This window comes from Aquirufa esocilacus (genome assembly GCF_042715595.1).
Lineage (GTDB): Bacteria > Bacteroidota > Bacteroidia > Cytophagales > Spirosomataceae > Aquirufa > Aquirufa esocilacus.
The window spans coordinates 205312-218280 of the sequence record NZ_JBBKXX010000003.1 but is presented as its reverse complement, the minus strand read 5'-3'; the positions used below and the strand labels follow the sequence as shown (position 1 = coordinate 218280).

Genomic DNA, 12969 nt, shown 5'->3' with positions numbered 1-12969 from the left:
CAGTGAAATTTCAAACGGTCTTATTGCACTGCAAACGTGATTGGTTGTGTAAAACGCGAACGGACTTTTTTCCCTCCCTGTATGGCTGGGTTCCACTTAGGCATGGCTTTGATCACTCTTATGGCTTCTTCGTCGCATCCATATCCCATTCCTCGCAAAAGTTGTACATCTTCCACAGAACCATCCGTGTTGACAACAAAGGAAACGAAAACCCGACCGCCCATTTTGGCTCGTTGTGCAGCGGCGGGATATTTTAGGGTGGTGCTTAGGTAACGACCCCAGGCAGCAATACCTCCAGGAAATTCTGCTTGGTGTTCGACAGACGTATATATTTCCTCCTCTTCTTCTTCTACTTCTGACTCTGCAATAATTTCTTCCTCCGCTGCGATTGTCTCCACTTCTATGGTTGTCTCCTCAGTTTCAGGCTCTATATACTCTACCAATTCTTCGGCGGCTACTGTATCTACTTCAATAGATTCCTCTTCCATCTCTTCTTCCACTTCCTCGGGATTAAAAAGATGGCAGGCCTCATCCAGCCATTGTTCGCCTTTAGATTCGGGAATTACATCTTGAAATTCGACAGAATAGGCGGGTATGACGGTATTATTTAAGACCGTTCCAGCGCTATTATAGACAGTGGAACTAATTAGCGCAATTTGCTTTTCATCGCAGTGGATGTCCCATAAAACAATATGTTTTCCTTTTATGAAGACTTTTTTGCCGGCTGAGTTCTTATATTCAATTTTGGTCCCTTCTTCCTTTATCCAAACTTTAGTGTCATTTGGATTTTCTGAATGTTTTCTGATATAGAAATTCGAGTTATCTCCTACCGAAATTACTTTCCAATCTTGCGCAAAAAGGCAGAAAGGAAGAATTAAAAATGAAATGAATAAGGCTTTCATACTTGATTAATGGGGTTTATGCTTTGTACTGAGATTTTTTGGGTCATCCTAGGAGGCGGAAATTTATTCCTTTACCTTTTTTAAGGTAGTGGTATCTCCCTTACCCACTAACACTAACTCATCACTAGTTAAGGTTATGATCTGTAGTTTTTCAGCACTTTTTCTGCGAGATTCTCTTAATTCAATCGTGGAATCACTCGTTAATAGCCAGGTACCCACAATTCCTTTGCTGGCTATAACGGCTACACCCTCTTTGCCCAGATTTAATTTAACGTCTTCTTTAGTCACATCTTTACCGTCGACACTTGTAATCAACCAAATTCCTTCGAGTTGTTCTTGTTTTGTCGCACAAGAAAATAAAAGCGAACTAATAAAGACGGTTGATATGATTATTCTCTTTTTCATAGTTGTTGGATTTAATTGTTTCTTCTGGCCAAAGGAGTGAAAATAACTTTAGGGGCATCCGGAAATCTTTGTGCTGTTCCCATATACCAAATGTCTGTTCCAAAAGCGAAACTTTCCAAGATATACCATTTGCCATTGCTTTTTTTGAATAGCGATGTGGCATAACAGCAATCGTGTGGTAAATCATCATCGGGAAATTGAATTTCTTTACCGTCTTTTCTTTGTGCATTCCCCTCGAACCAGGCATAATTACCTGCTACTTTAAAATGAACTACGGCGAAAATAAGTTCTTGTTTAACCATTTTATACAAGTCTGCTCTCAGCAGGTCAAGCATCATGGTCCGATCTTTTTCGTTGGATGTATTTTTAACTTTGAAATCTTGCACCGTTTGTGCGTATGTTGATTGAATACTAAATCCCAAGAATAGAATAAATAGTAATTTTTTCATAGTGTAGATTATTATCAACTCAAGATAGATAGGCTCGGGTAGAATTTTAAATAAAATTTATTTAACGGTTCACCTATTCAAGAAAAAAGCAGACCATCTATTGATAGCCTGCTTTCTTTTTTTCTCTTTTTTCTTCTTTTTTCTCCTTAGGAGATTTAGCGGGTTCTTTCTTTGCCGCCTTTTGGGAATTCATGCCTTTGGCCATCTTGTTGGGGTTTAGAGTGGCAAGGTCGGGAAAAATATTTACTTTTTTACTCCAACCAGTTAATTATCGCATCGGCTGTTTTCGCATAATCTGTATCGAGCATCAAATCGTGCGATCCACCTTCAATAATTTCAAGTCCCGCATTATACTGTTTAGCCGTTTGTTGAAACTCTTTGACCGTAATTAATCCGTCACGGGAACCTCCTACAACAAGTATAGGAATCGAGATAGGGTGAAAGACCGGAATAAACAATCCCAAATAAGCGATGAACGATTCCGCGCACATAAAGGAGGCGAAACCAGCCGTTTCATTGAACATTAATTGGGGATACTTTTTGAATCCGCCAAGTAAATTCCTCTGAAGTAAATAGGGAATCAAACCTAGATAACGAAAGAGCGCTCGCAAACTCGCGCGAAAAACTCCAGTCGGTGGCACAGACGCGAGTAGAATCGCTTTTTTACAGCTCCCCGTTTTCAGAAAGCGCTGAAGAATCATGCCACCCATGGAATGACCGATGATGATGGGAGGCTGATCTAATTTTTCTACGACCTGGTGCAGTGCCTGTACATAATTACCTAGCGAATAGGTAATGCGATGCGTACTCCCTTTATGTTCATGACCGGGAAGATCAAAAGCGATGCATCGGAAGCCCTTTTTCTCAAAATAGGGAATGAAATATTCGTTCCAGCACCAAGCGCCGTGACACATACCGTGCACAAAAACAATCGTTTCTTTCATCAAATAACTGATTTACTTACGTAGTTTTTGGGAAGATGTTTCTTGAGCTGTTTAATAAATAAATGGAAATCAACCGTAATGGTGTGTCTAGGCGTTTTGATTTGATTTAAATGTGGGTGAGTGACCTCTCTTTGGCATAGTTCTGCGATGTTATTAGGTCTTTTCCAAAGTCCCTTAATCGCTCTCGCCGCGATTTTACTCTGCAATTCTGAACCCGGCCAAATACAACCTAATGGCTGGAACATGCCCACGAAAAAGAGATTTTCATATTTCTCATGCAGCATTTTCAAATACAAAGGCACATCGCCTTCACTGTAATTCAGGAAGTCTTTTCGGAAAAACGGATGTTCTAAAATATAGCCTGTGCAGGCAATGATGGTGTCGAATTCTTCCACCGAGCCATCTGTAAAGTGCACGTTTTTGCCCTCAAAATGATCGATATCGGGTTTTGGGAATACTTTGCCATGTCTTACTTTGTACAATAATTCCTCATTAATTGTGGGATGGGTAGCTGTGATACTATGTTCTGGCTCAGGTAGACCATAATTTTTATTGGACCCTGAGAATATCTTCACGGATAATTCTGACAAGAAAAATTTCAATCGGGTAGGGAGCCAAGCTAAACGAGAAGCAACTACATCACTTGGTTTCCCAAACAAAAACTTAGGTACAATCCGGTATCCTCTTCTCCAGCTGATACTCGTCTTTGTACTCACGCGGCTCGTCTCCACCGCTACGTCGCAAGCTGAATTTCCTCCGCCAATCACTAAAATGCGTTGATCGCGAAACGGCTCTGCTTTTTTGAAGTCGTGTGAGTGCATGAATTTGCCACTGAATTCTCCGGGATATTGAGGCATTCTTGGTAGCCAATGGTGCCCGTTACAAACAACGAGGTGGGTAAATGTTTCTGTTTTTTCGACGCCATTATGCTCCGTTTTTACTACCCAATTCTTCGCTTCGTCAAGTTCACAAGACTTTACTAAGGTATTAAATTCAATGTGTGGATAAAGATTGAAATGGGAGGCATAGCCTTGAAAATAACGTCTCAGTTGATCGTGAGATGGGTAGTCAGGCATTCCTTTTTCAAAGTCATCAAACGTGAAGTCTTCGTACTGAGACAAGGTTTTCGAACTAATGATGTGCGTCGTCTCGAAAACACTGGAGTGCCCCGTTTTCTCATTGTAGACCCAGTTGCCTCCTACTTGAGTATTGAAATCATAACAAACAGCTTCTAGGCCTTGATCTAAAAGGTTTTTCAACGCGGTGATTCCGGAAGGTCCGGCACCGATTACGCACACTTTTTTCATGGTTTAGAGAGTATTTTTTCAAATATAGTAAAAAGACAACATGTTCCCATTTCCGCAAAAGGGAACATGTTCGATGAACATGAAAAGAATTTCTATCAAAAAATGTGGTTCTTTGGCCTATGAAAAAAATACTACTACTGTTGTTTATTTGCTATATCGCGAATGCACAAAAACGCAACCTCACGCTATCCCTTATGCCGGACTCCTACGCGGTTTGTCGCCTAGCACCAAACGCTAAAGTTCCCGATTGGGCCTACCAAGGTTCTTTCTATTCCATCTCGAAAACAAGTGATGAATTATCTATTGTGGTAGATCAGCGCTATGCGCCGGCTGGAATTAAGAAAGCAGAGAATTGGAAAGGATTTAAGATCGAGGGGCCTTTGGACTTTTCGATAACCGGTATATTAGCCGCTTTGTCGAAGACGTTGGCAGATAATAAAATTCCCTTATTCTGTGTGAGTACGTTCGATACAGATTACATTCTGGTCGAAAGTAAATACTATGAGCAGGCGAAAAAAGTGCTGGCGATAGAAAATACGATTAAATAAAAAAGGCTCACCGGATGATGGTGAGCCTTTATGTTATTTGTCTGCCTTATGGCCCTTTCCTAGTGTTCGATCGACTGGGAGACCATAGAAGAAATAGAGAATTTTGCCAGTTAGGGCGCCTATTTCTGATACATGACTTTCATCTTGGAACACCTGGTGTTTTACCGTTAGCCCTGGGTAGTTTCTGCTTTTCAATGCGGTAGCTAAATTCAAGGCTCTTTTCTCGAAGAGATTTTTGCCCTCTAGTGAGGAGGCAGAGATGAATACTTTTCCTTTTAACGTTTTTTTCGAAGCATAAAATTCTTTCTCTAAACGCATCGTTTCATCGTCATTGACGAATAGAGGAGCGCTGTTAATTCCTATTTTGGAGAAATAACCTGGATCTTTAAATAAGACGTGGCTTGCAAATAAGGAACTTAACGAGTGACCCGTTAAACCTCGGTCAGTGGACGTTTTGTAATTCGCCTCGATGAATGGGATGACCTCTTTTTTGATCGCATCGTAATACAAAGCGCCATCTCCAGAATGCAATTTCACCGGAGCGCCACGTAATGCCATGGCCACTTGGAAAGAATCCTCATAGGCCACATTGTCAAAACTCAAGATAGGGTAGCGTTGAATAATCCATTCGGGCAGACTTATGCGATCGTCACCAATCCCTACGATAATGGCTGGTTCGATTTCTCCAGCCATCATCTTGTGCATTTCGTGCATCAAGGGGAAAGAATAAAAGCCATCTAAAACATACAACACAGGGTATTTTGTGTCTGCTTTAGGATCGTAACCCATCGGAACAGAAACGGAAATCCGAATGTTGCTCTTGATGAATTTCGACGGAATATCATAGGCCACAGCGCCGTGAAGCGTTGCGGGTTGTGCCGTTTGGGCAGTTGCCTGTAGAGCAACGAGAGCGAATAAAAGAGTGACTAGTTTTTTCATGATTTTTTTATTTAGCAATACTTCCCCATACAAGGTGTCTGAATTTTTCATTAAAATCAGTAGGCTCCGGAGCGAGCTGGAAGAATAGTAAGGCAAACATATCTTCCTTTCTATCGATCCAATATTGGGTCCCAAAATAGCCTTTCCAGAAATACGAACCCGCTGAAATGGTTTCAAACTTCGCTTGTTCTTCTGGATAGACGTAAACCGTAACGCCTGCCTTGAATTGAGAACGTCCGGTTACACTCATCGCGACTCCATCTTTAGTTGCTACGTCGAACAAAGGCTTTTCAATCATTTCTACGGTCTTTTTGCTCAAAAGCTGTGTGCCGTCTAATTGACCGTAATTCAATAACATCTGGAAGAAACGGGCATAATCATCTACATTACTGATGATATCGGTCCCACCCATAGCTAAAGGAGTATTGGTGTTTCTGTAGTAGTCCATCGTCATTTCAGTCGAAAAACCTAAGAGCTTCTTGCCTACCTCGTCAGTGTATACACTCTTTTTGCCAGTTTTATCTTGTGTGTATACTTGGGCCATATTTTTCCATTCAGCTGGAGGTACACCCACATACGTGCGGTTCATTTTTAAAGGGACGAAAATCTCTTGACGTAAAAAGTCTGAAAAAGTACGGCCATCCAGCACCTCGATGACGCGACCGAGTACCTCAAGGTTCATGCCATAGTTCCAGCTTTCCCCTGGTTCGTGAACTAAGGGTAATTTGGCGGTAGTTTGAGCGATATCGGCTAAAGTTAATTTTGTATTCGCTTTAGGGAAGGCAATGGTCACATTCGCGTTTAAATATCCTTCCCGACCTAAATTGGAGAAAGGAGGATATGCAATTCCCGAAGTATGCGTGAACAAGTGCTTCATCAGGATTTTATTTTTAGCAGGACGCGTGATGAATTTGTGGTTTAAGGTGTCGTATCCCACTAAAATCTGCATATTGGCGAATTCAGGAAGGATAGTTTCCAAAGGAGTATCCATCGTAAACAGCCCGCGCTCGTACAATTTCAAGCCAGCCACTCCGGTGATGATTTTAGTCATACTGGCCATTCTGAACAAATGATCCGTACGCATGGCCTCGCCTGTTTCTAGGTTTGCTTTGCCAAAGGCTTTTTTATACACCACTTTCCCATGGCGAACCACCATGCCGATGGACCCGGGGATGATTTGTTTTTCGCTTTGGGAAGCTAAAAAAGTCTCCACCCTTTGTAAACCGTCTTTGGATAATCCGGCTTGGATCGGATCGCCGGATGGTAAGTTTTGTGCGATGGCATTCAGCGCGAGAAATAAAAGTAAGAGTAATTTTTTCATTGGAGTTATTTTCGGTTAAAACCAAAAATAACTGTTTAGAATCGCTATTGCTGTGGTGCCGTGATTTAGTTTGTTCCCTTTTACGCAAATGGGAACAAATGGTTCTGTTGCATTATGTCCAAATGAGTCCAAATGACGGAAGAGTTGACTTTGCTTCTAACGCACTAATATAGCTTAACTAATTTTAATCGTATATTGAGTGGTAATTGTTCTTAAACCATGCCCGCATCTATACCTATCAGTTTTCACGAAAAAAAGTGGCTCATTAAAATCATCCAAGAAGTGTATGGTATACAGGTAGTAGATGCCTATTCTTGCCAAAATCTTAGCGAAGAATTAAAGCGAAAATCCAAAATATCTATTTCATATAATACCTTAAGGCGACTTTTTGGCATCATTAAAGGTCCTACCAATGCCTCTCGATTTACATTAGATAGCCTTTGTAAAGGAATTGGTTACCTGAATTTTACTTCATTTCAACAGGCAGTAAACCAATTTGAGAAAGACTTTTTCAACGAAATGCTCATATTAAATCGATTGGGAAATCAAAAAGATGATCAAATAATCTTGGGGATAGTTCAGCAATTTCAGCTGAAAAATTGGGATGAAGTGTATCAGTTTAAATCGATTGTTGATCTTTGTTTGGAAGTAAAAAATTTCGAATTGTTAACTAAAATATTTGAACTCTCATTTGATACGAAAGATGAGGATGTAGTTTGGAGACTTTATGTTTCCTTTCAATCGATCTATGTGCAAAGTTGTCAAAACAACGAAGCTGTCATCGACTATGTAGCCCAATTGTTGAAAACTAATGAACTTGCTCAGCGCATACTTTTGCAACTGTTTGTGGAGGAGGATTGCTTGCAGGGTTATTATGGTAAATGGCTATTGGCGACCTCTGAGGATTTAATAGAAGACATGCCTGTCTTTAAGAATCTGATGCTATGTCAGCTTGCTTTCGAATTGAACAATTTGCCTGAAGCTAAGCGCCATTTAGCCCTGAGTAAAAAAGCTTTTAAAGAGGAAATGCATCCTAATTTGAAAGGTCGAATGGCTGCTTGGGATTATATCTTGGAATCTAAATCAGAAAGTGCCTATCAATTTTTTGACGGATTGCAGGAATTCTCTACGAAGCTTTCTTTTTTGGTTTTTTTCTACCGATTGTTAGAAGTCTATCAGCAGGATTTAAGTGTTTTTGATTTTATTGAAAGATTTGAAGTGGACGATTTACTGATTAATTTTTCGTTTCCTGAGAAGCATAATCTCAATAAAATGTATCTGTTAAAAGCCCGGTATTTTATTCAAAAAGGCAATAAAGAGGAGGCGCGCTTTGCTATGAGTCAGATTAATTTACTGTACATATACAGTTGTGATAAGGGCTGGGTGAATCAACAAGTAGCCTTTATCGATGCGGCATGCTAGGCTTACTGTACATTCTGCTTAGTTCGTCTTTTTATGGGTTTAGCAATGCCTATTGGAAAAAGGCCATACAGGGCTATTCGTTTTTGCAAGTCATTTTTACGAGAGGGCTATATACGACCACGTTTTTTGGCATGTGTTATTTTGCGGATTATCAGTGGGGTATGTTTACACCCTGGTTAGGTGTGAGACCGGCTTTTGACCTAGTTCAACTCGCCCAGAGTTTGGGCCTTTGCATTTTTAGTTTTTTTGGACTCTATTTTTTTGTTCGCTCCCTGAAATCAAAGACAGTTTCACTTGTAGCACCTATATCATCGATTAACTTATTTGGCTTACTTACTGCAGTTTTATTATTAGGGGAATCGTGGAAAATTTCGTTTTCAATAGCTGCTCTTTGCGTCTTGGGTGGTATAATTTTGATTTTTCAAAATGAGTGGCATTTTACGTCAATTCGTTCTTTTGTGAAAGCCTTGGGTGGAAGTATCTTAGCCTCATTCTTCTGGGGTGTTTCTTATGCTTTATTTAAGTATCCTGTCGCCTGGCTGGGTGTGCTTCCGTTTTCCTTTCTTTTGGAATTATGTGTGACACTATGTGTGGGTGGATTTTTACTTTTCCAAAAGCAAAAATGGCAGCCAATACCTCAAACACCCATCCGTATTTTGGCATTATGCCTTATTTTAGGTACGATTTTTTTAAATATTGCCTACAAAACGGCTACGGTTACGCAAATAATTTTTGTTAGCAAATTTCAACTCATTTTGACCCTTCTATTTGGCCAAATACTCTACCGTGAAAAAGTAAAGGCATTAAAATTACTAGGGATTGCTTTACTGGTTTTGTCGATTTACTTGGTCATCTAAAGCAACATCGCTAAATAACTCTTAAACCCGAAGGCTTCTTTTGGACGTAAATGCCGCAGCGAACAAAAACGATTTTCGGTGAGGGCAATAACCGTGTCTGTTAGCACGAGATTCTCAATATTTCGAACTTGAACAACATCAGTAACAGAGAAAGTGCTTACAAGCTTTCTCCAACGAAATAAACGGAGTGAATAGACTTCAAACATTTCCTCCCGAATGATGACCTCATGACCCTCTTTTCCCATCAATAGAACATACCAAGGGCTTTTACAGAGGCAACGTTTTGTTTCCATAGCTTTTAAATTTCTATGGAATAAAGCTACGCTAACTGCAGGTAATATCTCTTGGCCAAATGGGGCCAAATAAGCGTTACTGAGTAAAGCTTATTCGAAGCAATCCATTCCAATAGGCGCACCATCTGGAATCACCGGCGTCTGCATCGGTTTCCAATCGGCAGGGTTCTTTTTAAATTGTTCGATTGTTAGCATAATAAAGGCAGGAAATGGCCCCGTTTTTTTTGCATATTCCCATCGAAGTGATTGCACTGAAGCATTTATTTCTGCAGCCGCCAAAGGCGAAAGACTAGGTGCATTCAAAACATTTAATAAAGAAGTCAGCACTTTGAAATTAATGGTCTCTTGAGTGGCCTGTAAATAGAGGTCTGCATGTGTGGTATAAAGTGTCGCTTGCAATAAAGTGTTCACCATTTCCGTAACCCCTAATTGTTGCGCATTCACCGCTTTATTGCCCGCTAAACGAGATAAGCGATCAGGGTGCAATAAAAAGTCTAAGGTGAAATCGGCAGCGGATTCTACTGCGCCCATTGGATCAAAGGTAATCCCTGTCTTGCCTTTAAACGATTCGCGTGTCCGTTCATTGTTGAAAGCGCGTGGAGGGAAGAGTGCTAATTTATCCTTAGGAATCGCTAGGTTGCGCGCGTCCAAAGTCTGGGTCACCGCTTTTAAAGCTTGTGTTTGTGCCGCAACTGAAGCAGGTTCTAAAATCAATTCCTTTCCACCTCTCACCGCATAATTGTATTCGGATCCACCGATGATTTTCGTGGTCGCTTCTGTTTGGTAGCGGTGTAAGAAATACAAAGGAACGAAGACGTCTTCTAGGTGAGAATAGGTTTCGTTCGGGCGAATATTGTTAACGGAGAAGTTAGCTATCGCTTTTTTGCGTACAGCTAAAATGTGCTCAAGTTCGTCTACGATGGTTTTACCATTATCCCAAAGGTGGGCATAGATATGTGCGCCACCCGGGTTGCGCGCATCGGAGTCGGTGATGAAGCGAAGCCCTTTGGCATACGCCTTGTCAATGACTTGATTTAATTCCGCTCTGGTTTTATGTTCTCCGTAAGCGTAATCAACGGATACCTTATCCCAATCCCCGATTTTCGTATCGTAAGCGTGGCTGAAATCCATTTGATCCCCTTTGAAGTCAATCTGTGGATGTGGATAATCCATGACACTCGAATTCTCCCTTGCACTCGCCGCATAATTGTGGGCAAAACCTAGTGTGTGACCTATTTCGTGCGCCGCCAGTTGTCTAATACGGGCCAAAGACATCGCCATCATCGGTCCATTCGCCGAGCCATCAACCGCAAAAGGGGCGTTCATCAGCGCCTGAGCGATCAAGAAATCTTGGCGGATTCTAAGGCTGCCTAAACTCACGTGGCCTTTCATGATTTCGCCCGTTCTTGGGTCTGTAATGGAAGCGCCATAGCTCCAACCCCGTGTAGAACGGTGCACCCATTGGATGACGTGGTAGCGCACATCCATCGGATCTGCGTCTTCCGGCAATAATTTTACTTGGAATGCGTCTTTATATCCAATCGCTTCGAATGCTTGGTTCCACCAGCGACCACCTTCCATCAAGGCTGAGCGAACCGGTTCCGGGGTGCCATTGTCTAAATAATAGATGATCGGCTTAACGGCCTCGCTAACGGCCGCTTGGGGATCTTTTTTCTCCAAACGGTGGCGCGTAATCCACTGCTTCAATACCACCTCATTCACTGGGGAAGAATAATCTTGAAAGGAGATCGCGTTTGCTCCTGAACGTGGATCAAACAAGCGTGGCGCGTATTTATTATCAGGTAATTCGATGAAAGAATGGTGTTCTACCACCGTCACATAATCTGCATTAGGTACTACGGAGCGTACTTCTGCCCCTGTTCCATTGCCTGCAAAAGTTAGGCGCGCCTCGAATTCGCTATTTTTAGGGAAGGATTTAGTGTGCTCTAATGCCAAAGAACTTCTGCTTTTGTCTAGACTATAGCTTCCTTGCTTCGCTTGCGTTAAGCGTTTCAATACACCATGTGCGTCTTGCATTAGGAAATCAGTTATGTCGATTAAATAGGCTCCATCCGAAGCGCTTTCGATTTTAAAACCATATAACACGGACTTAGCGAAAGCTTGTTGCACGGATAATTTCTCCAAAGCATTGCTCGTATTTGCCCGGTATTGAGTATTCGGCTGAACTAAGAAAATTTTGTTTCCTTGTTTTTCAAAGAAGACCACTTGCTCGTTTCCTAGTTGTCCCCGGTCTAATCCGAGGTCATTGTTTCCCACGCCTTGGGCAAGCGAGTACGTGTAAAGGAACTCCTCATTCAACTTTTTGACCTCTAAAAAGATCTTGTCGTTCGACTCATCGTAAAAGAAGTTGAAATAACCCGTATGGGCTTTCATTGATTTAACTTTCTCAGCGATTTGCGCGGTGGTGCTAAAGCTGATTAAGGCGAAAAGGAGGAGCAGTTTTTTCATATCACAATGTAGGAATTTACACTGGTAAAAGAAAAAGCCCGAATAAATTCGAGCTTTCCATTTTACCAGCGATCTAATCCTAGAATCTTTTTACCTAATGCATTCAGGCTAGCTGTTTCGTATTTCGTTTGTTCCCATTTGCGCGGATCGCCTGGGAAAGCATAGCCTTCAGGTGCGATGCGATCTCGCCAGGAGTTTACCCGCCATTCGCGTAAAGAGTCATTATCTTCTTCCGCCGGCATCATCGAGATGTATTGTGCACAACGTACCTTATCACTATTATTCGCTCGGATTCCGTGAGGTTGCAAGCTATTGAAAATCAAGAGATCTCCCGCCTCTAATTTGACTTTAGTAGGGGTGAAGCCGGTCGTATCTGGAAGGAAGCGATTGCGGTCCTCTGGTTGTGTTAATTTCCACGTATCGTAGTTGCGGAATAATTCTGGAATACATTGGAAGCCTCCCATATTCTCGTCTAATTGATCTGCTAAGGCCAAAACTCCTTGGACGTTTACCGGCTTCGTCTCCGGATCGTAATCCCAGTGAATAAAAGCTTTGTATTCGTGTCCTGGACGAATCGGAAAATTCAAATTCGCGCGATCAATCGTCACCCATAATTTCTCTGTCCCCCAAATATCCGCAAAAGCATCATAAACCCGCTGGGTCGAGCGATTATCCCATTGCAATTGGCTATTGTAACATTCCACCATTCCCGTGTTCGCCAGCTCTTTCATCTTCATTTCAGCCCGAGGCGCCGTATACCAGGTCGAGGAATCATTCGGATCTTTCTCCTCAAATTCATACAAGAATGCCGCGGTCCTCAATGCCTGTTCGCGTGAAACCGCTTTTTTAATCACCACATAGCCATTGTGTTTCCAAAACGCCCAATCCTCTTCGCTTAATACACGAAGTGGCTCGCCGTTTGAACGGTCGTTTAATTTTACCGCACTACTTTTAGCGGTGGAGGGATTGCCGGGAATATCGTAGTGGCCGTTATTAGGGATATCAGTTTTCATAGGTGATAAATTTATAGGCCAAAGGTAGAGTTCATGAAGTACCTTTTTTTCTGCTCTATTGATAATTATTTGCACTGTATTGATATATTATTTCCGTATT

Annotated in this window: 13 protein-coding genes; 3 read left to right on the top strand and 10 right to left on the bottom strand. The window is 41.7% G+C overall.

The window, feature by feature from the left end:
* Positions 1 to 20: 20 nt before the first annotated feature.
* From SKC37_RS09560 to SKC37_RS09540, 5 genes are all read right to left on the bottom strand, one after another.
* A complete protein-coding gene (locus SKC37_RS09560) occupies positions 21 to 902 on the bottom strand; it encodes an energy transducer TonB (RefSeq protein ID WP_377981262.1) in 882 nt (293 codons plus the stop codon).
* 63 nt (positions 903 to 965) lie between these two features.
* Complete coding sequence (locus tag SKC37_RS09555; RefSeq protein WP_377981261.1) at positions 966 to 1307, bottom strand: hypothetical protein; 342 nt, start codon at positions 1305 to 1307, stop codon at positions 966 to 968.
* 11 nt (positions 1308 to 1318) lie between these two features.
* Positions 1319 to 1756 (bottom strand): hypothetical protein, encoded by a 438-nt coding sequence (locus tag SKC37_RS09550; RefSeq protein ID WP_377981260.1) that lies wholly within the window; start codon positions 1754 to 1756, stop codon positions 1319 to 1321.
* Positions 1757 to 2007: 251 nt separating this feature from the next.
* Positions 2008 to 2700 (bottom strand): alpha/beta hydrolase, encoded by a 693-nt coding sequence (locus SKC37_RS09545; RefSeq protein ID WP_377981259.1) that lies wholly within the window; start codon positions 2698 to 2700, stop codon positions 2008 to 2010.
* On the bottom strand, positions 2700 to 4007 hold the full coding sequence (locus SKC37_RS09540; RefSeq protein WP_377981258.1) for a flavin-containing monooxygenase: 1308 nt from the start codon (positions 4005 to 4007) through the stop codon (positions 2700 to 2702). Before SKC37_RS09540 ends, SKC37_RS09545 begins: the two co-directional genes overlap by 1 nt.
* A 119-nt stretch (positions 4008 to 4126) precedes the next feature.
* Between SKC37_RS09540 and SKC37_RS09535 the strand changes: the two genes are divergently transcribed.
* On the top strand, positions 4127 to 4555 hold the full coding sequence (locus tag SKC37_RS09535; protein WP_377981257.1) for an ACT domain-containing protein: 429 nt from the start codon (positions 4127 to 4129) through the stop codon (positions 4553 to 4555).
* A gap of 33 nt (positions 4556 to 4588) precedes the next feature.
* Here the strand turns inward: SKC37_RS09535 and SKC37_RS09530 are convergent, their stop codons facing one another.
* Positions 4589 to 5494, bottom strand: a complete 906-nt coding sequence (locus tag SKC37_RS09530) for an alpha/beta hydrolase (protein ID WP_377981256.1) — start codon at positions 5492 to 5494, stop codon at positions 4589 to 4591.
* Positions 5495 to 5501: 7 nt separating this feature from the next.
* Positions 5502 to 6815 carry a serine hydrolase domain-containing protein gene (locus tag SKC37_RS09525; RefSeq protein WP_377981255.1) on the bottom strand — a complete coding sequence of 438 codons (1314 nt, stop codon included), beginning with the start codon at positions 6813 to 6815 and terminating at the stop codon, positions 5502 to 5504.
* A gap of 219 nt (positions 6816 to 7034) precedes the next feature.
* Here SKC37_RS09525 and SKC37_RS09520 point away from each other — a divergent pair, with 219 nt between their 5' ends.
* Both SKC37_RS09520 and SKC37_RS09515 read left to right on the top strand, forming a co-directional pair.
* Entirely contained in the window at positions 7035 to 8237 is a 1203-nt protein-coding gene (locus SKC37_RS09520) for a hypothetical protein (RefSeq protein ID WP_377981254.1), read from the top strand.
* Positions 8231 to 9094 carry an EamA family transporter gene (locus tag SKC37_RS09515; protein ID WP_377981253.1) on the top strand — a complete coding sequence of 288 codons (864 nt, stop codon included), beginning with the start codon at positions 8231 to 8233 and terminating at the stop codon, positions 9092 to 9094. Before SKC37_RS09520 ends, SKC37_RS09515 begins: the two co-directional genes overlap by 7 nt.
* Here the strand turns inward: SKC37_RS09515 and SKC37_RS09510 are convergent.
* The 3 genes from SKC37_RS09510 to SKC37_RS09500 all read right to left on the bottom strand — a co-directional run bounded on the left by SKC37_RS09510 (position 9091) and on the right by SKC37_RS09500 (position 12869).
* On the bottom strand, positions 9091 to 9387 hold the full coding sequence (locus SKC37_RS09510) for a hypothetical protein (RefSeq protein WP_377981252.1): 297 nt from the start codon (positions 9385 to 9387) through the stop codon (positions 9091 to 9093). The two genes, SKC37_RS09515 and SKC37_RS09510, sit on opposite strands and share 4 nt — an antisense overlap.
* A 90-nt stretch (positions 9388 to 9477) precedes the next feature.
* Positions 9478 to 11856, bottom strand: a complete 2379-nt coding sequence (locus tag SKC37_RS09505; RefSeq protein WP_377981251.1) for a zinc-dependent metalloprotease — start codon at positions 11854 to 11856, stop codon at positions 9478 to 9480.
* A gap of 62 nt (positions 11857 to 11918) precedes the next feature.
* Positions 11919 to 12869, bottom strand: coding sequence for a phytanoyl-CoA dioxygenase family protein (locus SKC37_RS09500; protein WP_377981250.1), 951 nt, complete (start codon positions 12867 to 12869; stop codon positions 11919 to 11921).
* Between the last annotated feature and the right edge of the window lie 100 nt (positions 12870 to 12969).